The sequence below is a fragment of the Aeromonas sp. S5(2024) genome (genome assembly GCF_041403025.1).
GTDB lineage: Bacteria > Pseudomonadota > Gammaproteobacteria > Enterobacterales > Aeromonadaceae > Aeromonas > Aeromonas hydrophila.
In genome coordinates this window covers 305,678-328,457 of record NZ_JBGLRI010000001.1, presented here as the reverse complement: position 1 = coordinate 328,457, position 22,780 = coordinate 305,678, and the positions used below count along the sequence as shown (strand labels likewise).

The 22,780-nt window shown below is 59.8% G+C and carries 22 protein-coding genes; 3 read left to right on the top strand and 19 right to left on the bottom strand.

The features are described 5' to 3' along the window. Positions 1 to 150 precede the first annotated feature (150 nt). Positions 151 to 747 carry an HAD family phosphatase gene (locus ACB032_RS01545; RefSeq protein ID WP_011706953.1) on the top strand — a complete coding sequence of 199 codons (597 nt, stop codon included), beginning with the start codon at positions 151 to 153 and terminating at the stop codon, positions 745 to 747. Positions 748 to 832: 85 nt separating this feature from the next. Here ACB032_RS01545 and ACB032_RS01540 read toward each other — a convergent pair whose 3' ends face one another. The 9 genes from ACB032_RS01540 to rpe form a co-directional block, all read right to left on the bottom strand. Beyond that, on the bottom strand, positions 833 to 1,630 hold the full coding sequence (locus ACB032_RS01540; RefSeq protein WP_371137194.1) for a DUF1338 domain-containing protein: 798 nt from the start codon (positions 1,628 to 1,630) through the stop codon (positions 833 to 835). Between the two features lie 109 nt (positions 1,631 to 1,739). Further along, entirely contained in the window at positions 1,740 to 3,209 is a 1,470-nt protein-coding gene (gene astD, locus ACB032_RS01535; RefSeq protein WP_371137193.1) for a succinylglutamate-semialdehyde dehydrogenase, read from the bottom strand. Between the two features lie 70 nt (positions 3,210 to 3,279). After that, positions 3,280 to 4,299: an arginine N-succinyltransferase gene (gene astA, locus ACB032_RS01530; protein WP_011706956.1), complete on the bottom strand. Its 1,020-nt coding sequence runs from the start codon at positions 4,297 to 4,299 to the stop codon at positions 3,280 to 3,282. A 75-nt stretch (positions 4,300 to 4,374) separates the two neighbouring features. Continuing rightward, positions 4,375 to 5,592: an aspartate aminotransferase family protein gene (locus ACB032_RS01525; protein ID WP_041218447.1), complete on the bottom strand. Its 1,218-nt coding sequence runs from the start codon at positions 5,590 to 5,592 to the stop codon at positions 4,375 to 4,377. Between the two features lie 277 nt (positions 5,593 to 5,869). Continuing rightward, positions 5,870 to 6,451 carry an aminodeoxychorismate synthase component II gene (locus ACB032_RS01520; protein WP_029304205.1) on the bottom strand — a complete coding sequence of 194 codons (582 nt, stop codon included), beginning with the start codon at positions 6,449 to 6,451 and terminating at the stop codon, positions 5,870 to 5,872. A gap of 20 nt (positions 6,452 to 6,471) precedes the next feature. Then, on the bottom strand, positions 6,472 to 6,687 hold the full coding sequence (locus ACB032_RS01515; RefSeq protein WP_011706959.1) for a hypothetical protein: 216 nt from the start codon (positions 6,685 to 6,687) through the stop codon (positions 6,472 to 6,474). 123 nt (positions 6,688 to 6,810) lie between these two features. Further along, positions 6,811 to 7,815 (bottom strand): tryptophan--tRNA ligase, encoded by a 1,005-nt coding sequence (gene trpS, locus ACB032_RS01510; RefSeq protein WP_371137192.1) that lies wholly within the window; start codon positions 7,813 to 7,815, stop codon positions 6,811 to 6,813. Positions 7,816 to 7,854: 39 nt separating this feature from the next. Beyond that, on the bottom strand, positions 7,855 to 8,523 hold the full coding sequence (locus ACB032_RS01505) for a phosphoglycolate phosphatase (protein WP_371137191.1): 669 nt from the start codon (positions 8,521 to 8,523) through the stop codon (positions 7,855 to 7,857). After that, the gene (gene rpe / locus ACB032_RS01500) at positions 8,510 to 9,184 is read right to left on the bottom strand and encodes a ribulose-phosphate 3-epimerase (protein WP_016351625.1); all 675 of its coding nucleotides are present in this window, start codon (positions 9,182 to 9,184) and stop codon (positions 8,510 to 8,512) included. The genes ACB032_RS01505 and rpe overlap by 14 nt, the downstream gene beginning before the upstream one ends. A 20-nt stretch (positions 9,185 to 9,204) precedes the next feature. On the opposite strand from rpe, the gene ACB032_RS01495 reads away from it, so the two are divergent. Then, complete coding sequence (locus ACB032_RS01495; RefSeq protein WP_371137190.1) at positions 9,205 to 9,606, top strand: hypothetical protein; 402 nt, start codon at positions 9,205 to 9,207, stop codon at positions 9,604 to 9,606. Positions 9,607 to 9,633: 27 nt separating this feature from the next. Here the strand turns inward: ACB032_RS01495 and ACB032_RS01490 are convergent, their stop codons facing one another. The 9 genes from ACB032_RS01490 to tapM all read right to left on the bottom strand — a co-directional run bounded on the left by ACB032_RS01490 (position 9,634) and on the right by tapM (position 18,956). After that, positions 9,634 to 10,506, bottom strand: a complete 873-nt coding sequence (locus ACB032_RS01490; RefSeq protein ID WP_011706963.1) for a Dam family site-specific DNA-(adenine-N6)-methyltransferase — start codon at positions 10,504 to 10,506, stop codon at positions 9,634 to 9,636. Between the two features lie 70 nt (positions 10,507 to 10,576). Continuing rightward, positions 10,577 to 12,184 carry an SPOR domain-containing protein gene (locus ACB032_RS01485; RefSeq protein WP_371137189.1) on the bottom strand — a complete coding sequence of 536 codons (1,608 nt, stop codon included), beginning with the start codon at positions 12,182 to 12,184 and terminating at the stop codon, positions 10,577 to 10,579. Then, a complete protein-coding gene (gene aroB / locus ACB032_RS01480) occupies positions 12,174 to 13,256 on the bottom strand; it encodes a 3-dehydroquinate synthase (RefSeq protein WP_371137188.1) in 1,083 nt (360 codons plus the stop codon). Before aroB ends, ACB032_RS01485 begins: the two co-directional genes overlap by 11 nt. 14 nt (positions 13,257 to 13,270) lie before the next feature. Next, the gene (gene aroK, locus ACB032_RS01475; protein ID WP_005298388.1) at positions 13,271 to 13,789 is read right to left on the bottom strand and encodes a shikimate kinase AroK; all 519 of its coding nucleotides are present in this window, start codon (positions 13,787 to 13,789) and stop codon (positions 13,271 to 13,273) included. Between the two features lie 191 nt (positions 13,790 to 13,980). Next, on the bottom strand, positions 13,981 to 16,182 hold the full coding sequence (locus ACB032_RS01470; RefSeq protein ID WP_371137187.1) for a type IV pilus secretin PilQ: 2,202 nt from the start codon (positions 16,180 to 16,182) through the stop codon (positions 13,981 to 13,983). 14 nt (positions 16,183 to 16,196) lie between these two features. Beyond that, positions 16,197 to 16,727 (bottom strand): pilus assembly protein PilP, encoded by a 531-nt coding sequence (locus ACB032_RS01465; protein WP_043121182.1) that lies wholly within the window; start codon positions 16,725 to 16,727, stop codon positions 16,197 to 16,199. Further along, a complete protein-coding gene (gene tapO, locus ACB032_RS01460; RefSeq protein WP_011706968.1) occupies positions 16,724 to 17,323 on the bottom strand; it encodes a PilO family type IV pilus biogenesis protein TapO in 600 nt (199 codons plus the stop codon). The genes ACB032_RS01465 and tapO overlap by 4 nt, the downstream gene beginning before the upstream one ends. Further along, complete coding sequence (tapN, locus tag ACB032_RS01455; RefSeq protein WP_011706969.1) at positions 17,320 to 17,898, bottom strand: PilN family type IV pilus biogenesis protein TapN; 579 nt, start codon at positions 17,896 to 17,898, stop codon at positions 17,320 to 17,322. The genes tapO and tapN overlap by 4 nt, the downstream gene beginning before the upstream one ends. Next, positions 17,886 to 18,956: a PilM family type IVa pilus assembly protein TapM gene (gene tapM / locus ACB032_RS01450; RefSeq protein ID WP_080721994.1), complete on the bottom strand. Its 1,071-nt coding sequence runs from the start codon at positions 18,954 to 18,956 to the stop codon at positions 17,886 to 17,888. Before tapM ends, tapN begins: the two co-directional genes overlap by 13 nt. Before the next feature lie 286 nt (positions 18,957 to 19,242). Between tapM and ACB032_RS01445 the strand changes: the two genes are divergently transcribed. Continuing rightward, a complete protein-coding gene (locus ACB032_RS01445) occupies positions 19,243 to 21,732 on the top strand; it encodes a penicillin-binding protein 1A (RefSeq protein ID WP_011706971.1) in 2,490 nt (829 codons plus the stop codon). 75 nt (positions 21,733 to 21,807) lie between these two features. Here the strand turns inward: ACB032_RS01445 and oxyR are convergent, their stop codons facing one another. Then, positions 21,808 to 22,704: a DNA-binding transcriptional regulator OxyR gene (gene oxyR / locus ACB032_RS01440; RefSeq protein WP_017409206.1), complete on the bottom strand. Its 897-nt coding sequence runs from the start codon at positions 22,702 to 22,704 to the stop codon at positions 21,808 to 21,810. Positions 22,705 to 22,780 lie beyond the last annotated feature (76 nt).

Here is a 22,780-nt window from a genome sequence, read left to right as displayed (position 1 = left end):
CGGGATCTGCAACGCAGAACTTATTATTGTCTCATAAATCATCAGCCGATGGCCAAAACCGCCCCTGAGCGGCAAGCATGACCCCGGTCGCGGCATTGCCTCCTGCATTCTGGTAGGCTGGCTGTTCACCCCCCAAGAGGAAGCAGCCCCATGTCCGAGCAGTTCCGGTTTGAGCAATACGATGCCCTGATTTTCGATATGGACGGCACCCTGGTCGACTCCATGCCCCTGCATCTGGATGCCTGGGAGGAGACCAGCGCCGAGTTCGGCCTGCCCTTCGATCGTGCCCAGCTCAATGAATTCGGCGGCATTCCCACCCGCAAGATAGTCGCCATCCTGGCCGAGCAGCATGGGCTGGATATCGATGTGGATGCCTTCACCCGGCGCAAGGTGGCGCTCTATCTGGAGCATATCGACAAGGTCAGCGTGTTTCCCGCCATGTGGGAGCTGGTCAAGCGCTGCCACGGCAAGGTTCCGATGGGCATAGGCACGGGCTCATCGCGCGAGCACGCCCTGCACATCCTGAAAAACACCGGTCTGGATGCCTATATTCCCGTGCTGGTCAGTGCCGATGACATCGACAACCACAAGCCCCACCCCGACACCTTCCTGAAAGTGGCCGAGCTGCTCGGCGCCAACCCCGCCAACTGCCTGGTGTTCGAAGATACCCAGATCGGCCTGCAGGCGGGCCGCGCCGCCGGGATGGAGACGGTGCTGGCGCTGGAGGGGGAGCTCTACCAGCGCTAGGCCACACTGCCCCTGCCACCAATGAAAACGCCTCCACAAAGGAGGCGTTTTGCATGCAGCAGTGCCGGGATGACCCGGCCCCGCCTTACATGGCGTTGGTGGATTCGAAGATCTTGTCGGCCGAGGCCTCGACGAAGCCTGGGTAGAGCACGCCGTCGGCCTGCGGGTAGCGCAGGGCGAATTCGTAGAAGCAGCTCGGGATGGTGCGCACGCCGTCGGTGAAGGCCACGTCCGCCTTGTCGGCCATGGTGGACGACTGCTCCAGCATCACTTGGCTGTCCCCTTTCACCTCGCCACCCACGCCATTGAGCACGAAGCCTGCGGCCTTGAGGGCGGCGTTGACCTGCTGGATGGTGTCGAAGTCCTTCAGGCGGTTGATGTTGACGGTGAAGTGGTTGGCGCGATAACCCCAGGCCGCCATCCAGGCCGCATACTCGCTCTCCGCCAGCAGAGTCTGGTAATCGGCCCAGGAGACCTGCCAGGGGGCGCCGGCATAGAGGAAGGCCTGGGTGTCGGACAGATGATCGGGCACCTGAGCCGCCAGCTTGTGGATGATGGCCTGGGCCGCATCGGAGAGCTCTTCCACCTTCAGCTCGCTGATGAACACCTTGGGCGCGTCCGGGTCTTTATGCTCGAAGTGCTTGGCGTAGAGCTTCTTGGCCTTGAACACGTACTCGCCCTTCTGTTCGTAGCCGAGCGCCAGGAAATGGGCGGCCAGCTTCTCCAGCCCCAGCTTGGGCAGGTTGTAGGTGCGAAACGCCACGTGGTCGTTGACGATGGGCTCGCCGCCCCCCAGCAGTTGATGAACCTTGTGGGCACTCGGGGTGACTTGAATGTAGTTATCCCACAAATGACCGAACAGGGTGTCGATATCCTTTTGCATCTCTCTTTCCTTTGATTGCGGGTACAGACAAGGGCACCAGTTCAGTGCCCCTTTTATTGTCGTGGTCAGGCGCTGGCTCCAACGCAGAGAACGCCCGCCTTTGTCTTGCTTAGAACGTCAGGCCGGGGGACAGCTGATCCGGCATGGTGGCCTTGCTGTCTTCGACGGAAGCAACCGGATATGCACAGTAGTCGGCGGCGTAGTAGGCGCTCGCCCTGTGGTTGCCGGAGGCGCCGATGCCACCGAACGGCGCGGCACTGGAGGCGCCGGTGATGGGCTTGTTCCAGTTGACGATGCCGGCGCGAATGCGCTTGAAGAAGTGCTGCCAATCCGCCTCGCTGTCGCCGAGCAGGCCGGCCGAGAGGCCGAAGCTGGTGGCATTCGCCTTCTCGATAGCGGCATCGAAGTCGTCGTAGCGAATGAGCTGCAGCAGCGGGCCGAAGTACTCTTCGTCCGGCAGCGCGCTGACTGCGGTCACGTCTATGATGCCCGGGGAGACGAAGCCGGTGCCCGCTTCCAGGTGCTTGAGGGTGAGCAGACTCTCGCCACCGAGGCGCTGCAGGTTGGCTTGCGCCTCGACCATGCCGAGCGCTGCTCGCTCGCTTATCATGGCGCCCATGAACGGCTGCTCGGCGGCGTCATAGAGGCCGACCTTGATCTGGCCGACCACCTCAACCAGACGTTTCACCAAGGCATCGCCTTGGACGCTGCGCTCGACAAACAGGCGGCGCGAGCAGGTGCAGCGCTGGCCTGAGGTAATGAAGGCGGACTGCACGATGGCATGGACGGCGCCGTCGATGTCGCTCACGTCTTTCACGATCAGCGGGTTGTTGCCACCCATCTCGAGGGCCAGGATCTTGCCCGGTTGACCGGCAAACTGCTGGTGCAGGAAGTGGCCGGTACGGGACGAACCGGTGAAGAAGAGGCCGTCGATGTCCGGATTGCCGGCCAGCGCCTTGCCGGTGTCGACCTCACCCTGCACCAGGTTGAGCACACCCTTGGGCAGCCCCGCCTCCTGCCAGATCTTCAACATGGCCTCGGCTACCATGGGGGTCAGCTCGGAGGGTTTGAACACCACGGTATTGCCGGCGATCAGCGCCGGTACGATATGGCCGTTGGGCAGGTGGCCCGGGAAGTTGTAGGGGCCGAACACGGCCACGACGCCGTGGGGCTTGTGGCGCACAAACGCCTTGGCGCCGGGCATGGGGTTCTCCACCGTGCCGGTACGCTCGTCATGGGCGCGGATGGAGATGGCGATCTTGCCCTGCATGGCGGCCACTTCGGTGCGGGTCTCCCACAGCGGTTTGCCGGTTTCGCGGGCGATGGTCAGCGCCAGCGCCTCCTTGTGCTCGCCGAGCAGGTCGGCATAGCGGCGCACGATGGCCAGACGATCGTCGAGGGCCAGATCGGACCAATGATAGAAGGCATGGCGGGCGGCCTTGACGGCGGCCTCCACCTGGGCGGCGCTGGCCGCCTCCCCTTGCCAGATCACCTGATTCTTGGCCGGATCCTTTGACTCGAACGGCTTGCCTGCACCGGCCAGCCACTGACCGTCAATAAACTGAACTAACTGGCTCATCCTTCACTCCCTGTGGTTCGCAGGCAGCCTTGGCTGCCTGTTTCATATGCGGTTTTACTGCTGATATGGCTCAATCAAGATCAACGGCACGTACCATGTCGCCATCCTGCACCTTGAGTGCGGCCGCCATCTTGGGCGGGATGATGGCTTCGTGCTTGTCCAGATCGACCCGGATATTGCCGTAGCAGGCGCGGTAGTGCTCGTAGCGGGTATTGCAGACCAGATGGGTCTTGCCGCCGATGGGCTCACCCACCAGCACCCGCAGCTTCTGGCTGCGGCGCACGCTGCGAATGTTCTTCACGTCGCACTCGACGGTGGGGCCGGCATCGAAGATGTCGACATAGCCGCGATTCACGAATCCTTCGTCCTGCAGCATCTTGATGGCCGGACGGGTCTTCTCGTGGGTCTGACCGATGACGGCGCGCGCTTCGTTGCTCAGCAGATTGACGTAGATGGGGTACTTGGGCATCAGCTCGGCGATGAAGCGCTTCTTGCCGATGCCGGTGAGATAGTCGACAGTGGGAAAATCCATCGAGAAGAAATGCTTTTGCAGCCACTCGTAGAAGGGGCTGTGACCATCGGCATCGGAGACGCCACGCATCTCGGCGAAGACGGTCTCGTCAAACAGCTCGGGGTGTTCGGCCATGAACAGAAAGCGGTGCTTGGAGAGCAGACGGCCGTTGAGCCCCTCGCGGGCACATTCGCGCAGAAACAGGGTGCAGAGCTCGGAATTGCCGGTGTAGTCGTTGGAGAGGGTGAGGGTTTCCACGACGTTGTAGATGCCGAGCTTGGGGGAAGAGTGCACCACCTTGCCGATGTGATAGTTGTAGAACGGCTGAGACAGGCCCACGGCCGCATCGATGGCGCAGGTACCGACCATTTCGCCGGTCTCCAGATCCTCGGCGACGAAGAAATAGAGGCAGTCCCCCTTGCCCGCAGGCTTGTCCGAAAAGGTCTGGGTGGAAGCGTCTATCTTGCGCTGCAGCAGTTCATCGTTGACGGGCAACGAGGTCATGCCGGTGCCGGATTCGATGGCACAGGTCTTGAGACCGGCAAAATCTTTTTGCTCGATGGGACGGATAACCAACATAAATGACAACTCCCTTTCATTGACGACAGGTGGGGTCCCGGCTCCTGCCGGGAGGGCTCCCCACCTCAATTTGGATCAGGCGTTAACCACCTGGGCAACCGCTTTCTCGAACCGTACCAGCCCTTCCTTGATGTCCGCTTCCGGAATAACCAGGGACGGCGCAAAACGCACCACGTTGGTGCCGGCGACCAGCGCCATCAGCCCCTGGTCGATGGAGGCCAGCAGGAAGTCGCGCGAGCGGCCCTTGTAGTCGTCGTTCAGCACGGCGCCCAGCAGCAGACCCTTGCCGCGCACTTCACTGAAGCAGTGGTACTTGGCATTGATGGCCTCGATCCCTTCGCGGAACAGCTGTTCGCGTTGCTTGATGCCATTGAGCACTTCCGGGGTGTTGACCACGTCGATCACCGCCTCGGCCACCGCGCAGGCCAGCGGGTTGCCGCCGTAGGTGGAACCGTGAGTGCCCACTTTCAGGTGGGAGGCGATCTCGGTGGTGGTCAGCATGGCGCCGATGGGGAAGCCGCCACCCAGTGCCTTGGCGCTGGTGAGGATATCCGGCGTGACGCCTAGGCCCATGTAGGCAAACAGATCGCCGGTACGACCGACGCCGGATTGCACTTCGTCATAGATCAGCAGGGCGTTGTGCTTGTCGCACAGCTCGCGCACCCCTTTGGCAAACTCGTCGGTGGGACGAATGATGCCGCCCTCGCCCTGCAGCGGCTCCATCACCACGGCGCAGGTATTGTCGGAGATGACGGCAGCCAGCTCCGCCAGATCGTTGTAGGCCACATGGGTGATGTCTGCGGGCTTGGGACCGAAACCATCGGAGTAGGCAGCCTGGCCGCCGACGCTGACGGTAAAGAAGGTACGACCGTGGAAGCCCTGGTGGAAGGCGATGATCTGGGTCTTGTGGGCACCGAACTTCTCGATAGCGTAGCGACGGGCCAGCTTGAGGGCGGCTTCGTTGGCTTCGGCACCGGAGTTGCAGAAATAGACCTTGTCGGCGAAGGTCGCGGCGACCAGCTTCTTGGCCAGGCGCAGGGCCGGCTCGTTGGTCATCACGTTGGAGAGGTGCCACAGCTTCTCGCCCTGGGTTTTCAGGGCCTCGACCAGCTTGGGATGGCAATGGCCCAGGCCATTGACGGCGATCCCGCCGGCGAAATCCACATACTCACGGCCTTCCTGATCCCAGACACGTGACCCTTCACCACGCACCGGGATGATCTTGGCGGGCGCATAGTTGGGAACCATCACTTCATCAAACACTTCACGTGTCACTGCCAACAACTCTGACATATTGCTCTCCTTCGATCTGGCGACAGAATAATCCACCGCCCAAAAGTTAAATCCATGTAAACACATCGGCATTGTCACAGAAAAAAAGCTAAAAGTCTGCAACAAAGCGCGTTACAGGGAACAATGTTCGACTGCCCGTGAGATTTTAGGCAACCGCATTGCATAACGGCTCAGGGGGTGTTGGCAAGAGATAATTTGGACAGGGAGGGAGGTGAATAAAGTGTCAGGGAAAATATTTTTGGCCTCCTTTCAATTCTGGGAGGCCGATCACAACTATTCAGGGATTAGCCAAAAAATTGGCCAGCAACTGATGACCCTGCTCGCTCAGAATGCTCTCCGGATGGAACTGAACACCCTCTATATTCAACTGCTTATGGCGCAGGCCCATGATCTCGTCCGGGCTGCCATCGGCATGTTCGCTCCAGGCGGTGATCTCGAGGCAATCGGGCAAGGTGTCGCGCTCCACGATGAGCGAATGGTAACGAGTGACCCGCAGCGGATCGTTGAGCCCCTTGAATACCCCCTCGCCGCGATGGCGAATGAGCGAGGTCTTGCCGTGCATCACCTGACGGGCGCGCACCACCCTGGCACCGAAGGCCTGCGCCAGCGACTGATGACCGAGGCAGACGCCGAGAATGGGGAGCTGGCCAGCAAAACGGGAGATGGCCGCCAGCGAGATACCCGCCTCATTGGGGGTGCAGGGACCGGGAGAGATCACCAGATAACGGGGAGAGAGCCGGGCAATGGCGTCCAGCGTCAGCTCGTCATTGCGCTTCACCACTACCTCCTGTCCCAAGGCGCCAAAATATTGCACCAGATTCCAGGTAAAGGAGTCGTAGTTATCGATCAACAACAGCATGGGTCAACCAGAGCAGAGAATTAACGATCCAGATAGCGACCCTGTTCCATTTCACGCTCGCGCTGGCACTCGGCCAGGTAGATGGCGGCGGCGATGGCAGGGGTTTTGTGGTGCTTGTCGATGGCATTGGAGACCATCAGTTGCAGGGTATTGAGGTTTTTGGCCTTGCGAAACTTGCGCAGCCAGTGACCCTTGTCACCCAACTCTTCAATCGTGGTATTTGATTCGACAGACATGCTTACTCTTGGGGCAGACGCCCGCGTTTGAAATTGGAAGATGAAATAACGAATAGCAGGTCGGGTAAAACAAAGAAAGCCAGGCAAATACCCAGCTCTCTTCTACTACACCTTCCCAGTATGTCAGGCTCGAGGAACGAAGCCGACTACATCATATACGCTGGCCAGGGTTTTTTCAGCCCTTTCCCGCGCCTTTTGTGCACCGGCCGCCAAAATGGCCTGCAGATGAGCCTCATCCTGACGCAGCTCGTGGAAGCGGGCCTGAATCGGCTCCAGCAGGGCAACCACGGCCTCGGCGGTTTCGGTCTTGAGGTGACCGTACATCTTGCCTTCAAAATGCTGCTCCAGCTCGGGGATGGAACGGCCGGTCACCCCGGACATCAGGGTCAGCAGGTTGGAGACCCCCGGCTTGTTTTCCGGATCGAAACGCACCACCGCCGGCTCGTCGGAGTCGGTCACCGCGCGCTTGATCTTCTTGACGATCTGCTTGGGATCTTCCAGCAGGCCGATGAAGTTGGCCTCGTTGTCATCCGATTTGGACATTTTCTTGGTCGGATCCTGCAGGCTCATCACCCGGGCACCTTCGGTCGGAATGAAGGGCTCCGGCAGGGTAAACACCTCACCGTAGAGGTTGTTGAAGCGGGTGCAGATGTCGCGGGTCAGCTCCAGATGCTGCTTCTGGTCGTTGCCCACCGGCACCTGATTGGCCTGATAGAGCAGGATGTCGGCCGCCATCAGCACCGGATAACCGAACAGGCCGACATTGACGTTGTTCTCGAAGCGGGCGGACTTGTCCTTGAACTGGGTCATGCGCGACAGCTCGCCCATCTGGGTGTAGCAGTTCAGGATCCAGCCAAGCTCGGCGTGCTGCGGCACGTGGGACTGGATGAACACGGTGCTCTTGGCCGGATCGATGCCGACCGCCAGATAGAGGGCGGTGGCGTCCAGGCAGGCCTTGCGCAGGGCAGCCGGATCCTGGCGGGTGGTGATGGCGTGCAGATCGACGATGCAGTAGAGGCAGTCGAAGTCATCCTGCATGTTGACCCACTGACGCAGGGCCCCCATGTAGTTGCCGATGGTCAGCTGGCCCGACGGTTGGGCCCCGCTCAATACGATAGGTTTAGTCATCAGAGTGTTGATCCTTGTTATTCGGCCTGCCTGGCCAGCTTATTCGGCCAGCAGCGCGTCGAGCTGGGCAAACTGTTCACATACCCAGTCCGGGCGGGAATCCGCGATGGGACGGCCGTAGTTGTAGCCATAGGTCAGCCCCACCACCTTCATGCCGGCAGCCTGGGCGGCCAGCACGTCATTTTCAGAGTCGCCCACCATCAGGGTGCGCGACGGGCTGACGCCCAACTCGTGGCAGGCCAGCAGCAGCGGCTCCGGGCTCGGTTTCTTGACGGGCACGCAGTTGCCCCCCAGCCAGAGTGCGAAACAGTCGCCGATGCTGAGAGCATCGAGGATCGGCTGCACGAAGTGACTCGGCTTGTTGGTCACGATCGCCTGCTGGTAACCCAGCGCCTGCAGGCGGCGCAGGCTCTGCTCGACCCCGTCATACATGGCCAGCCCTTCCAGCAGGCAGGCCTGATAGTGGCGGTCAAACAGCGGACGGGCGCTGGCAAACAGCTCGGGCGCCGTGCGATAGTCCAGCGCACGCTGGATCAGCTTGTCGGCACCGTTGCCGACCCAGGTCCGCACCACGGCTTCATCGGCCTCGGCCAACCCGAGTTCGGTCAGCGTACGGTTGACCGCCAGCGCCAGTTGCGGGGCGCTGTCGATCAGGGTGCCGTCCAGGTCGAACAGCACCAGGTCAAAATCACGTTCAGCGTTTGACATGAGAGAGCTCCGCCCGCATCTCGTCGATCACCGCCTTGTAATCCGGACGACTGAAGATGGCCGAGCCGGCCACGAACATGTCGGCGCCAGCCTGGGCAATTTCGCGAATGTTGTCGACCTTGACCCCGCCGTCGATCTCGAGGCGAATGTCGCGGCCGCTCTCGTCGATCAGGCGGCGCACCTGGCGTAGCTTGTCGAGGGTGCCGGGGATGAAGCTCTGGCCACCAAAGCCCGGGTTGACCGACATCAGCAGGATCACGTCCAGCTTGTCCATCACGTACTCCAGGCAGGTGAGCGGGGTGGCCGGGTTCAGCACCAGACCGGCCTGGCAGCCCTGCTCCTTGATGAGGCCCAGGGAGCGGTCGACGTGGTCGGACGCTTCCGGGTGGAAGGTGATGAGGGAAGCACCCGCCTTGGCAAAGTCGGGAATGATGCGATCCACCGGCTTGACCATCAGGTGCACGTCGATGGGGGCTTCGATACCGTAGTCACGCAGGGCCTGGCAGACCATGGGGCCTATGGTCAGGTTGGGCACATAATGGTTGTCCATCACGTCGAAATGGACCACGTCGGCACCGGCGGCCAGCACCTTGGCGACATCGTCCCCCAGACGGGCAAAGTCGGCGGAGAGGATCGAGGGGGCAATCAGAAAGTCTTTCATCAGCGTCATCCATTGGCAGCGTGGCAGAAAAAGCGGCGCAATTTTACCGCAAATGGATGCTGAAAACGACCCGCACACGGTACGGAAAAAGCGAACGCCATCATCACCGCAAACGGACGCTAAAAACGACCCGCACACGGTACGGAAAAAGCGAACACCATCATCACCGCAAACGGACGCTGAAAACGACCCGCACAGAGTATGGAAAAAGCGAACGCCATCATCACCGCAAACAGGCGCTGAAAACGACCCGCACACGGTACGGAAAAAGCGAACGCCATCATCACCGCAAACGGACGCTGAAAACGACCCGCACAGGGTACGGAAAAAGTGAACGCTATCATCACCGCAAACGGACGCTGAAAACTACCCATACGCAGTACGGAGAAAACGAATGGCATCATCAACCACAGCAGACATAAAAACGGCACCCCGAGGTGCCGTCTGTGTCAGCCGAGTGGCGCCAGTTCGGCGTCGCTCGGGTAGTAGCCCTGCTCCGGCTCGATGCCGGGCGGATAGAGCGCCAGCAACTCTGCCACCTTGTTGCGGGTGCCGCCGTTGCGGCTGATGGTGCGCTTGACCAGGATTTCGTCGAGGCGGGCGCCGCGATAGAGCTCGCGGGTCAGCTCGATGTCGTGGTTGCTGATGAGCACGGGCACCCCTTTGCGAGCCGCGGTGTGGCGGGCCAGCCTGGCCAGCACGGCCTGATCGTCCAGGGTGAAACCGCCGGCCGAATAGGTGGTGAAGCTCGCGGTAGTGGAAAGCGGAGCATAGGGGGGATCGCAATAGATCACCCAATCCTCTTCCGCACGCTGGATGGCATCGGCATAGCTTTCACAGATGAAGGTCGCCTTCTGCGCCTTCTCGGCGAAGGCCCACAGCTCTTTTTCCGGGAAATAGGGCTTCTTGTAGGAACCGAACGGGACGTTGAAGCCCCCCTTCTTGTTGTACCGGCACAGGCCGTTGAAACCGTGTCGATTCAGAAACAGGAACAGCAGGGCGCGCTCGAAGCTGGTGTCGGTCTGGTTGAACTGGGTACGCAGCCGGTAGTAGGCCGCTTTGTGGTTGTGCTCGGTCACGAACAGCTTGCGCGACTCAGCGATGAACCGATCCGGCGTCAACTTGAGATGATTGTAAAGACCGATCAGATCCGGATTGATGTCGTTGAGCACATAGGCGTCGTAGTCGGTGTTGAGAAACACGGACCCGGCCCCGACGAAGGGCTCCAGCAACACACGCCCGGCCGGCAAACGCTCGGCAATCTCTTCAACCAGGGAGTATTTTCCCCCGGCCCATTTTAAAAAAGCGCGTGTTTTTTTCATGGAAATCCGGTGTTAAGAAGGCATCGACCAAAAAAGGGGGACGATTCTACCCCCTTCCCGGCCAAAATGGCTATTGCTTCAACTCTTTTTGTACCTGCGCAAACGACTTGGGCCAGGGTTGACCCTTCAGCAAGGCGGGCGACAGCTTGCGAATGGCGGCCTTGGCTTGGTTGCTGCTGGCGTAGTCCCCTTGCAGCACCACGTACCAGGGGCTGCCGCGGAACTTGGTCTGATAGACCCAGATCTTGCCGGCCAGACCATTTTCGGCCACGAACTTGTCGACCGCCTTGGTGTTGCTCGCGCCCATCAGCTGGATGCTGTAGTGGTTTCTGGGCTTCTTGTTCAGAGTAGCGGCGGGGGTCAGCGCCACCTTGGGAGCAGGTGCCGCCACCGGTTCAACCGCGACTGGCTTGGCCACTGGCTTGCTGGCCGCTGGCGTGGGTTGGGCTTTGGCGGTGTTTGCCGGCTGGGCAGTCTGAGCAGTGGCATTGGGTGTAACAGTCTTCTCGGCAGAGGTCCCCTGAGTGGCCGCTGCTTGCGAATCGGCGCCGGTCAGCTCATCCACCACCGCAGTGGGCAGGGCGCCGCTGACGTTGGGCTGCTTCATCAGCTTCTCGACCACCTCGTCGGAGATCACCACCCGGCGCCCTTCGTAGTTGGTCGATTCGGTGGTCACGGTGTCGCTCTCCACCGCCTTGGGCAATACCTTGGCATCCGGCTGCCAGTCGCGTACCACGCCGCCGGGGTTGCTGGCGGCACCATCACTGGCCGTACTCTGGCTACCGTTCTGGCTGGTGTTGCTGCCACCGATGGTCAGCGGATCGCCACCCGAGACGGGGATGGGCAATGCCGTGGTTTGGGTGGGCTCGGGGGCGGTACTCTTGCTGTCGCCGCCAAACAGGGCCGGCAGCAGATAACTCAGCGCCAGCAGACCGCCGGCCAGCAGGGCCAGCAGGGTTGCAATCTTCTTGACGGGCAACTCGGCCTGACGTTTCTTGGGCCTTCTGTCGGTCATGATATCCTCCAGTAACTGCATGATGGTGGACGGATGTCCATTTGCCACTTTCAGGATCTCTTCCACTTTCGGCTTGGGCAAGAGGGCTGTCGGGATCTTGAGCTCTTTGGCCTTCTCATACAAGAAGATGCGTTGTTCTGGCGCGCCAAGCGGCGCGACTTCCAGCTCCAGCGCCGGCATCGCTCGCCCTTTCAGCTGCGCCTTCTGATTGCGACACCAGACGTCACTGCCGGAGAGCACGATGGCCAACTGATGGGGGATCTTCAGGGTATCGTTGTGACGACACAGGCTCCACAGCTCGCCGACCAGCTCGGCAGGCAGCTCGTCGGCCCGCTCGATCAGCAGCAGCAGGGTGGCCGGTTTGCCTTCCAGCATGCGGAAAAAGCTGTCTGCCAGCGCATCCTGCGGGTTGAACAACGGCCGGGCCACCACTTGGGGCAGCAGCAGCTGACGCACGTCCACCATCTTCATGGCGGGGCTGCCGATCAGGCTGACGACCCGCACTTTTTCCGGCAGCGCTCCCAGCAGGGATTCGCACAGAGTGCCACGGCCACTGCCGGGTTTGCCGGAGAGAAAGATAAAAGGATGATTGAATTCAATCAGATGCAGCAGCCGGTCAACCAGCTGCCGCTGGGAGGGAAATTTCAGCAGTTTATTCGTCACGACCAGACTCGATCACCGCCAGCAGTTCAGCATCGGAGACATCGGCCACCACCTGGGCATGACCTATGCCGACCGGCAGTACCAGACGCAGTTTGCCTTCCAGCACCTTCTTGTCGCGGCGCATGTGGCGAATGAAGGCCGCAAAATCCATCTCTGGCGGCGCCTGCACCGGCAGATTGGCTGCCAACAGCAAGGCCCGGATACGGTCTACCTGTTGCTCGGTCACGTCCCCACGGGCCAGGGCGGTATTGGCGGCCAGCATGGTGCCTGCCGCCACGGCTTCGCCGTGCAGCCAGTTGCCATAGCCCTTCTCGGCTTCAATGGCATGGCCAAAAGTGTGACCCAGGTTAAGCAGGGCACGCACACCGTGTTCGGTCTCGTCCTGGCCAACCACATCGGCCTTGATCTCGCAGCAGCAGCGGATGGCGTAGGCCAGTGCAGCCGGCTCCTGCGCCTGCAGACGGGACATGTTGGCTTCGAGCCAGCAGAAGAATTCGGCATCCCAGATGATGCCGTATTTGATCACCTCGGCCATGCCGGCGGCAAATTCGCGGGCAGGCAGGGTCTGGAGGCACTCGGTATCGATCACGACGTGTCTGGGCTGATAGAAGGCCCCGATCATGTTCTTGCCGAGGGGATGGTTGACGGCGGTCTTGCCACCAACGGAGGAATCAACCTGGGAGAGCAGTGTGGTAGGCACTTGAATGAACGGAATGCCACGTTGATAGCTTGCAGCAGCGAAGCCGACAACGTCCCCTATCACACCGCCACCCAAGGCAATCAGAGTGGTATCACGACCATGGTTGGTTTCCAGCAGAGCGGACATGATCCGCTCAAAGGTAGCCAGGGTCTTGTAGGCCTCGCCATCCGGCAGGATCAGGTGTTCAACCTGATAGCCCGACAGCAACTGGACAATCCGCTCAAGATACAAGGGCGCAACCACTGTGTTGGTCACAATCATGACCCGCTTGCCCTTGATGGTTTGCGTCAGCACCTCTGCGTGCTGCAACAGACCTGCGGCTATCTCGATGGGATAGCTGCGTTCACCCAGTTCGACCTTCAACCTTTCCATGGACGTCCTCTATATTACATACCGATCAACTTAACGATTTGATTGGCAACAACTTTAGCGCTCTGGTCATCAGTCTGGATGACAAAGTCAGCCACTTCTTCATACAGGGCGTTGCGTTCTTGTGCCAGACGCTCGAGTACTTCGCGCGGCGGCTCTTCGGTTTGCAGCAAGGGGCGACGCTTGTCTCTTTGCGTACGTGCCAGTTGCTTCTCAATGGTGGTTTCGAGGTACACCACGATGCCGCGAGCAGAGAGCTTGTTGCGTGTTTCACGGCTCTTGATGGCACCGCCACCCGTCGCCAGCACGATACCCTGCTGTTCGGAAAGGTCACCGATGACCTTCTCTTCGCGGATCCGGAAACCCTCTTCGCCTTCAACATCGAACACCCAGCCGATATCGGCACCACTGCGGCGCTCAATCTCATGATCTGAGTCGAAAAACTCCATATGCAGTTGTTCTGCCAGATGTCTACCTATGGTGCTCTTGCCCGCACCCATGGGACCTATCAGGAAAATATTGCGTTTCTCAGCCATGTCTTTTCGTTAGTAATTACAAACTGTACGACCCCGACAAACTCTCGATCGGGGTACCTATGAACCTTATCTTGCGATGGATCAGGAGGGGGATTATCTCAATAGAAATCAGGACTGGCAACCGCAGCCCTTACGCCCCAGCCTCATTGGGGCGTAAGGTTATATGTGTTTTACCTTCACATGTAAAGTCTTCAGAAGGCGTCGGTGACTATCTTCGGCGTCACGAAAATCAGCAGCTCGCGCTTTTTGTTCTCGCTGGTTGTCTTGCGAAACAACACCCCCAGACCCGGGATGTCACCCAGCAGGGGCACCTTGCTGACGTCGCTCTTGATGGTCTGTTGATAGATGCCACCAAGCACCAAGGTCTCGCCATTGTTGACCAGCACCTGGGTGGTGATGGACTGGGCGTTGATGGAGACGGCATCACCGGTACCGGTCGGCACGGTTTCACCCTTGGTATCCTGGGTCACGGTCAAGTCCAGGATCACCCTGTTGTCGGGGGTGATCTGCGGCGTCACTTTGAGGCTCAGCACCGCCTTCTTGAAGGTGACCGAAGTGGCCCCGCTGGAAGAGGACTCCACATAGGGGATCTCGGTACCTTGCTCGATCAGCGCCGGTTTCTGGTTGGCCGTGGTGACCCGGGGACTGGCGATGATCTCGGCTTTGCTCTCTTTCTCCAATGCCGACAGCTCGAGATCCAGCAAGGTACCATCCGCCAGCCGCGCCACCTGGAAGGCCAAAGTACCGGCCGCATTGGTCACCGGCAGATTGACGTTAAGCCGATCGTCCACCCCCGGTCGGGTGATGGTCGAGCCGCCATTGTTGTTGCCGGAACCGTCATTGCCTTCGATGGTGCCCGAGGTACTGTTGCCGTGACCGTCGTTCTTGGTTACCCCCCAACGTACCCCGAGCGCCTCGTCAAAGCCGTCATCAATGGTCACCATGCGCGCCTCGATCACCACCTGCTTGACCGGAATATCCAGGATATCCAGCATCCGCTTGATGTTGCTGATGACGTCGGCAGTGTCCTTGACCACCAGCACGTTGGTTCGCTCATCGACGCTTACCGCCCCCTTGGAAGAGAGCAGCTTGGTGCTCTCGGACGAGAGCAGCGCCGCCACTTCGGATGCCTTGGCATAGTTGATCTGCAGGTATTCGGTATAAAGCGGGGCCAGATCGGCGACCTGGTTGCGGCTCTCCAGCTGCTGTTTCTCGCGAGCGGCAATCTCTTCGGCCGGTGCGACCAGCAGGATGTTGTTGTCCAACCGCTTGTCGAGTCCTCTCACTTTCAAGATGATGTCGAGTGCCTGCTCCCAGGGTACCCCGTCCAACCGCAGGGTGATGTTGCCCGACACCGAATCCGTGGTCACCAGATTGAGGTTGTTGAAATCCGCGATGAGCTGCAGCACGGTTCTCACCGGGATATCCTGGAAGTTGAGAGAGATGGGCTTGCCCTGATACTGCTTGCCGACAGTCGCCGCGGTACGCTTTTTCACCTCGACGATGAACATCTTGTCCGCCTGATCATACCGGTAGTCAAACTGGCCGTTGACCGAGAGTTCGAACAGGGTGTCGTTACCCTGGCGGAACACCTCAACCTGAGAGACAGGGGTAGCAAAATCCTGCACATTGATCAGGTTCAGCAAATCGTCCGGTACCCGGGTGCCGTGAAACTTGGCAAGCACCGTCTGACCACGGCTGCTGACGTCAACGGCGGCGGAGCTGTTGTCCAGCGTCACCAGAAATTCCCCCTGCCCGTCCTTGCCACGCCTGAAGTCGACCCCCTTCACGGAATTGAAGTAGGCACCGCTGGCCGCGGTCTGTGGTGATGGCAAAACCGGCTTGCTGGCCACGGGCGCTGCCACTGGAGCACTCTGGCGAGCAAGCTGCTGACTGTTGATCAGGGCGGACGAGGCTGCCGGCTGGGTATTGATAAGTGCAGACGAGGTCGGCTGGGGGGCCACCAGCCCGGAGGATGCTGTGGTGGCTGGCAGCGGCATGGCTGCTTTTTCTCCCAGTGCCACCAACAACTTGTTGCCCTGCTGATGCACCTGATAGGGGGTCAGTTGATCGAGGGCGATCTTGATATCGAGACCTGCCCCCTTGCCCTCAACCTTGAGGTTGTCCACCCCTTGCTGCTTGATGGGCAAGGGGTTCACCTTGAGTGCTCCCACTGCCCCCGGCACATGCAGCAGCAGTTGGTTGGGTTCATAGGAGAGACGATCGGTAAATCCGCTGACCGGTTCACTGAAACTCAACTCCAGCAACAGCTGATCGGCCATCAGCGGATTGACCTTGACCTCCTGCAGGGTTGCCACAGCCCAGGCCTGGCTCCATGCTCCGGCGCAAAACAGCAGGGTAACTCGGGCTACCATACCTATTGTTGTTTTCATCGCATCATCCCTGATTATCGTTTTGCTTCAAGATTGGCCATGCCCAGCTGAGTTTCTCGAGTCACCCAGCATCCTTTGCCATCCGGTATAGTCTCAATCAAATCCACGTAGGTGTCAGTGATCCTGATCACCCGTCCCTGATCCAGTCCCATGTGTTGATTGAGACCCACCCGGATGGATTGACCATCAGGAGTCCTGATCAAGGCCCACAACTGTCCCTGCTTGCCAAGTGAGCCCTGCATGCTCAGGCTAGCCAGTGAATAGCGTTCCAGTACTTCTTTCTCTCTGTTGGCCACGATCTGGGCGCAATCCGGCTTCACCTTCGCATCCACCTTGGCACTGCTGGTTTCAGGCTGGGGTGCGATGAAGGGGCTGCGCTGATCGCTGAGGTGATAAGCCATCGGGGAAAAGGGTTTGATTTCGGGAAGAGGCTCGATGGGTACTGGTTTTCTGGCCTTGGTTGCGGCCACATAGTTGTCCATGTCGTCCTGCCCACCACAGGCGGTCAACAACAGGACAGGCAACAGCACGCAGAGTAGCTTCATTTGGTCTGTCCCACGGTTTTGCCATTGTATTTGTAGGTTTTGGCCAGCATCGACATAGCAATCATGTCACCCTGCTCCTTGCCCTGTCCCAGCGTGAACGATTCCAGGATGACGATACGCGGCAAGGCCGCCATGTCGGCCGTGAACTTGCCTATCTCATGATAAGTACCCACCACTTCGATTCGCATGGGTAGCTCGGTGGAGAACTCGTGTTTGATCTCGGGTTCCCAATTGATGCGATTCAATTTGAGCCCATTGTCGGTGGCAATGAAACTGATGTCATCCAGCAATCCGGCCACTTCGTGAGTATTCGGCAACTGCTTGAGCTGGGTATCAACCAGCTGTTCGAGCTGCACCATCTGCGTCTTGTAGGCACCGAGGTTGGCAGCCAGCATCGCCTTGCTCTCGAACTGCGCCTTGAGTTCGGCCTCCTTGTTGGTCTCCTGGGTCAACAGGGTCAGTGAGTTGGCAATCACGTAGTAATAGATGGCTCCCCCCAACAAGGCACAGAAGAACAGGATGAAAATCCCCTTGGCCAGCTTGGGCCAACTGGCAATGTTGTTGAGATCCAGTTCGTTGAGCTGTTGTAGATTCATTGCTGCCCCTTAGCCACATCGACCGTGGCCCCTGCCGCACCCGCGACCTGGAACATCATGGAGAACTGGCTGAGCGAAACGGGCGCCACATCGGCCGCAAAAATCGTGCTGATCTGCGACTGCCCCAGCCAGCCGGAGCCATCGATACGACGCATCATGCTGGCTACCCTGCCATAGGCCTCGGTCTTGCCATTCACATCTATTTGGTTGTTCTGCAAGGCAAGCGTATTGAGGTAAACCCCGTTGGGAACCAGCGAAGGCAACTGGTTGAACAGGCGAACCGGCAGATTGCGGCGCATCTGCAGGTGCTCGATCAATTGCATGCGATCGATCAACTCCTTGCGTCGCTCCTTGAGCAGGCGGATCTCGCCAAGCTGGGCATCGAGGATGGTCATCTCCTGCTGCAAACGCTGGTTGCGCTGCTGCTGATGGCCTATCTGCTGCTCCACCAGCCAGTCGGCGGCAAAGCCAAGTGAAGCCGTGATGGCCATGAAGATGCCCAGCATGACCCCGAATTGCTTCTTCTGCCGCTGGGCCCTGGCCTCACGCCAGGGCAGGAGGTTTATATTTGACATGGCGTGAAGCTCCTCAATGCCAGACCCAGCGCCGTCATGAACTTGGCACCGTGGACCGCCCCCTCCCCCTTCGGCTTGCCGAACAGGGCAAAGGGATCAGGATGCAATACCTCACAGTTCAACTCGCTGCCGACCTGGGCCGCCAGCCCGGGCAGCAGACTGCCACCGCCGGTGAGCACCAGTCTGGAAAGCTCCCTGTACCCGGAAGAGCTGCAAAACAGCTGCACGTTCCGCCTGACTTGCTGCAGCAGGGCATTCATATGGGGCAGCAACACATCCAGTTCGTGATCAACCGGCAGCTTGCCTTGCAACTTGGCCTGCTCGGCATCATCCAGCGACAGGTTGTAGAAAGAGGCCAGCGCCTGACTATATTGATCGCCACCGAAGTTTTGCAGGCGTGAGTAGATAACCTCTCCCTTTACCAGTGCGGCAAAGGTCATGGCGCTCGCTCCGATATCGATCACACCGACCGGTTTCTCCCACTCCTGCAGCTCCGGCAGGCAGGCAAGCACGGCGCGGCCCAGCGCGTGGGCGCCCACATCCACCACCTTGGTGGTCATGTCGGCTTCCGCAAGCGCGGTCACCCGCCCGCTCACGCTCTCGGTGCGGGCCGCACTCAGCAACACTTCGCGGCGCTCCTGATCATTGACCTTGCCCAGAATTTCAAAATCCAGGCTCACTTCATCAAGGGGAAAGGGAATGAGTTGCTCAGCCTCGAGCTGAACCTGATTCTCCAGCTCGTTCTCACCCAGCGCGGCATCCACCTGGATGACTTTGGTGATCACGTTGGAACCGGTGACGGCAGTCGCAACATACTGGCTGCTGCCCGAGATGAGGCGCTTGAGGGCCTTGAGAGACTGGCTGACCCGTTCGATATCCTGCAGCTGATAATCGACCAGAGTGCCTTTGGGAGTGGCGACTTCGGCCACCGATTCGAGATGCAGCTTGCCGGGACGACCGGTAATGGTCACGGCCTTGATGGTCTGGCTGCCAAAATCAATACCCGCCAGAGGAAGCAGAGAACCTTTGTTGAATAGCCCAAACATATACACATCCATGCGTTATTGGGTTTTAGGATTGATTGTAGGACAGCAAATCAGAAGATGATGACTTAACTCATCCTAAATGCTCTATCTATCAATGTCATAAAGTTTATGCCGAAAAGTGATACAACTCGCTTTCCGGCCGCCCCTCGCCTCCCCTTGGTTATTGAGCCGCAGAATGCTAACCTCCCGCCTCTTCTCGAGGAGGCGGGCAGCCGTCAGGAAAACCTCGAATTTCCGGAGGCAAAAGGGCTATACTCTGCGCCCGTTGGCTAATTTTAAGACGATTGGTAGTTCTTCCATGCTGAAATGGCTCGTACGCCTGTTTATTGTCATGATGCTGGGTGCTGTGCTGGGTGTTGCCAGCCTCATCGGTATCTACTTCTACATCAAGCCCCAGTTGCCGGATGTGACCGCGCTGCGCGACGTCAAGCTGGCCACCCCGATGAAGGTGTACAGCCGGGATGGGGAATTGATCTCCCAATTTGGCGAAATTCGTCGCATCCCGCTGCATCTGGATGAAATTCCCCAGTCCATGATCGATGCGGTCCTAGCGACCGAAGATGCCCGTTTCTATGAGCACCCGGGGATCGACCCCATCGGCATCATTCGCGCCGCCACCGTTTGGGCCGTCTCCGGTCAGGCCCGCCAGGGCGCCAGTACCATCACCCAGCAGGTCGCCCGCAACTTCTTCCTGAGCAATGAAAAGACGCTGGTGCGCAAGATAAAAGAGGTCTTCCTGGCCTGGCGCATCGAGCAGAATCTCTCCAAGGACGAGATCCTGCAGCTCTATCTCAACAAGATCCCGCTCGGCTACCGGGCATTCGGGGTCGGTGCCGCCGCCCAGGTTTACTTTGGCAAGGAGGTCAAGGACCTGACGCTGGACGAGATCGCCATCATCGCCGGTCTGCCCAAGGCGCCGTCCATGCTGAACCCGATCCGCTCGCCCGAGCGTGCCTTTGCCCGTCGCAACGTGGTACTTGGCCGCATGCTGGAAACCGGCAAGATCACCCAGGCCCAGTTTGACGAAGCGTCCAAGATGCCGGTCAAGGCCCGCTATCACGGTGCCGAGATCACCTTGAATGCCCCTTATCTGGGGGAGATGGTGCGCCAGAAGATGGTGGAGCAGTTTGGTGAAGATGCCTACACCATGGGTCTGCACGTCTACACCACAGTCACCGCCAAGCGCCAGCGCGCCGCCCGGCTGGCCTTGCTCGACGGCGTATTCGACTATGACACCCGCCATGGCTACAAGGGCGTGACCGCCCAGCTGTGGAAAGCGGGCGAAGCCGATTGGGATTATGACAAGATCATGGCCCATCTGGCCAAGCAGCCCACCTATGAGCCGCTGATGGCCGCCGTCGTCACCAAACTGGCTGACAAGAGTGCGACCATAGTGCTGAAGAACGGCAAACAGGCTGAGCTTGGCTGGAACGGCATCAAGTGGGCACGTGCCTTCATCACCGACGATCGCCAGGGCTTTGCGCCCCGCTCGGCCCGCGACATGCTGAAAGTGGGCGCCCAGATCTGGGTTCGGGAAAAAGGTGAAGAGCTGCTGCTCTCCCAGATCCCTGAGGTCAACGCCGCCCTGGTGGCCATGAACCCGCAGGATGGTGCCATCGAGGCGCTGGTCGGCGGCTTCAGCTTCGAGCTCTCCAAGTTCAACCGGGTCGATCAGGCACGCCGCCAGATAGGCTCCAACATCAAGCCCTTCCTCTATGCCACCGCGCTGGAACAGGGCTACACCCTGGCCTCACTCATCAACGATGCGCCGATCAACCAGTGGGACCCCTCCAAGGGCCCCATGTGGCAGCCCAAAAACTCCCCGGCCATCTATGAAGGCCCCACCTCCCTGCGTCTCGGCCTCGCCAAGTCAAAGAACGTGATGTCGGTGCGCCTGATGCGCGCCATCGGGCTGGATACCTACATCGACGGCCTGACCCGCTTCGGCTTTGCGCGCGATACCATCTCACCCAACGAATCGCTGGCCCTGGGTGCCGCCGAGTTCACCCCGCTGGAAGTGGTCCGCGGCTACTCGGTCATGGCCAACGGCGGCTTCCAGGTCACCCCCTACTTCATCACCGAAGTCACCGACAGCTTCGGCGCGCCTCTCTATCAGGCCAACCCGGCAGCCGCCTGCCGTGACTGTGGCGTGCTGGCCGCTGCCGGCCTCGACAGTGCGGATGCCTATGCCAATACGGCGCCGGACTGGAAAGCCCAGTGCCCCATCGATCCGGTCGTTCCCGGCAACATGGCACCGCAGACCATCAGTGCCCAGAGCACCTTCCTGGTGACCGACACCCTGACCACCGCTATCTGGGGTGGCAATGGCTGGCGCGGTACCGGCTGGCGGGCAGCGCGCGACCTCAAGCGCCACGATATCTCCGGCAAGACCGGGACCACCAACGAATCTCGTGATGCCTGGTTCTCCGGCTATACCCCGAATCTGGTCGCCACCTCCTGGATCGGTTTTGACAACCACCAGCGCGGTCTGGGCCGGGCCGAATTTGGCGGCGGTGCCGCGCAGCCCATCTGGATCGATTTCATGAAGACGGCGCTCAAGCAGGTGCCTGAGCGCAAGATGCCGGTACCGGAAGGGATCATCACGGTGCGGATCGATCGTGAGACCGGCCTGTTGACCAACCGGACCGACGGCAGCAGCACGGAAGAGTTCTTCAAAGAAGGCACAGAGCCGACCCGCTACGCGACACAGAGTTCGGATGGCAATCAGGTCTACGGCGGTGAGGGTTCGCCCACCGATGGTCCCGTCTCCACCGACGATATCTTCTAAACCACATCAGAAGATAAAAAAACCGGCGCAATGCGCCGGTTTTCTTTTTTGTGGCCCCGTTGTAACGATGCGCAGTTAGCCGAGCAGGCTCTGCATCAAGCGCGAGATACGAGCGGCCAGCTCGTTGAAGCAGGGGCGGCGCACAGAGTAGTGGCGATAGAGCAGCGCTATGGTGCGCCCAGGCACGGGGTCTATCACAGGTCGATAGCTGACGCCGCCCTCTTCGGCGTTGGCGGGCACGGCGAGCCTGGGTACCAGCGTCATGCCGCTGCCGGCAGCCACCATGTTGCGCAGCGTCTCCAAACTGGTGCCCTTGAAGCGCTGATCCTCGCCGATACCGGCGGCGAAGCAGAATCCCATCGCCTGATCCCGCAGACAGTGGCCATCGGCCAGCATCAGCAACTTCTTGCCCTTGAGATTGCTGAGCGGCACCGCCTTGGCCTTGGCCTCCGGGTGCTGCTGGGGCACCGCCAGCCACATGGGCTCCTGATAAAGCGGGATCGAACCAAACCCGTCCATGCCCTCCAGCTCGGCCAGGATCAGGCAATCCAGCTCCCCCTCTTCCAACCGCTTGAGCAACACCTGGGTCTGCTCTTCATAGAGGTAGAACTCCAGCTTGGGAAAATGCTCGCGCAGATCCTGAATGATGTGAGGCAGCAGATAGGGGCCGACGGTAGGAATGAAGCCGATGTGGATTTCACCGGACATGGGCTCGGCAAAATGCTGGCCGATGCTCTTGAGCTCGCGCACCTCTTTGAGCACCTTGCGGGCCTGCTGGGCCATGGCATCACCAGCCGGGGTAAACAGCACCTTGCGCGAAGTACGCTCGATCAGGATCACCCCGAGCTCATCCTCCAGCTTGCGCAACTGGCCGCTCAGGGTGGGCTGACTGACGAAGCAGCGCTCCGCCGCCTTGCGAAAATGCTTCTCCTCTTCCAGCGCCACCAAATACTCGAGATCGCGAAGGTTCATACATCCAGAATCCTGCCAACCAATGGGGCCATTAGCATGCCCAAGAACGGCGGAGCGAACAAGGGATGGTGCAAGA

Bases quoted from the DNA above. Each gene is read 5' to 3' on its own strand.
- astD (WP_371137193.1), bottom strand. From the start codon at position 3,209: ATGAGCCAGTTAGTTCAGTTTATTGACGGTCAGTGGCTGGCCGGTGCA.
- astA (WP_011706956.1), bottom strand. From the start codon at position 4,299: ATGTTGGTTATCCGTCCCATCGAGCAAAAAGATTTTGCCGGTCTCAAG.
- rpe (WP_016351625.1), bottom strand. From the start codon at position 9,184: ATGAAAGACTTTCTGATTGCCCCCTCGATCCTCTCCGCCGACTTTGCC.
- ACB032_RS01540 (WP_371137194.1), bottom strand. From the start codon at position 1,630: ATGCAAAAGGATATCGACACCCTGTTCGGTCATTTGTGGGATAACTAC.
- ACB032_RS01490 (WP_011706963.1), bottom strand. From the start codon at position 10,506: ATGAAAAAAACACGCGCTTTTTTAAAATGGGCCGGGGGAAAATACTCC.
- tapN (WP_011706969.1), bottom strand. From the start codon at position 17,898: ATGTCAAATATAAACCTCCTGCCCTGGCGTGAGGCCAGGGCCCAGCGG.
- tapO (WP_011706968.1), bottom strand. From the start codon at position 17,323: ATGAATCTACAACAGCTCAACGAACTGGATCTCAACAACATTGCCAGT.
- ACB032_RS01515 (WP_011706959.1), bottom strand. From the start codon at position 6,687: ATGTCTGTCGAATCAAATACCACGATTGAAGAGTTGGGTGACAAGGGT.
- ACB032_RS01525 (WP_041218447.1), bottom strand. From the start codon at position 5,592: ATGTCAGAGTTGTTGGCAGTGACACGTGAAGTGTTTGATGAAGTGATG.
- trpS (WP_371137192.1), bottom strand. From the start codon at position 7,815: ATGACTAAACCTATCGTATTGAGCGGGGCCCAACCGTCGGGCCAGCTG.
- oxyR (WP_017409206.1), bottom strand. From the start codon at position 22,704: ATGAACCTTCGCGATCTCGAGTATTTGGTGGCGCTGGAAGAGGAGAAG.
- aroB (WP_371137188.1), bottom strand. From the start codon at position 13,256: ATGGAAAGGTTGAAGGTCGAACTGGGTGAACGCAGCTATCCCATCGAG.
- ACB032_RS01465 (WP_043121182.1), bottom strand. From the start codon at position 16,727: ATGAAGCTACTCTGCGTGCTGTTGCCTGTCCTGTTGTTGACCGCCTGT.
- ACB032_RS01520 (WP_029304205.1), bottom strand. From the start codon at position 6,451: ATGCTGTTGTTGATCGATAACTACGACTCCTTTACCTGGAATCTGGTG.
- ACB032_RS01445 (WP_011706971.1), top strand. From the start codon at position 19,243: ATGCTGAAATGGCTCGTACGCCTGTTTATTGTCATGATGCTGGGTGCT.
- tapM (WP_080721994.1), bottom strand. From the start codon at position 18,956: ATGGATGTGTATATGTTTGGGCTATTCAACAAAGGTTCTCTGCTTCCT.
- ACB032_RS01470 (WP_371137187.1), bottom strand. From the start codon at position 16,182: ATGAAAACAACAATAGGTATGGTAGCCCGAGTTACCCTGCTGTTTTGC.
- aroK (WP_005298388.1), bottom strand. From the start codon at position 13,789: ATGGCTGAGAAACGCAATATTTTCCTGATAGGTCCCATGGGTGCGGGC.
- ACB032_RS01505 (WP_371137191.1), bottom strand. From the start codon at position 8,523: ATGTCAAACGCTGAACGTGATTTTGACCTGGTGCTGTTCGACCTGGAC.
- ACB032_RS01545 (WP_011706953.1), top strand. From the start codon at position 151: ATGTCCGAGCAGTTCCGGTTTGAGCAATACGATGCCCTGATTTTCGAT.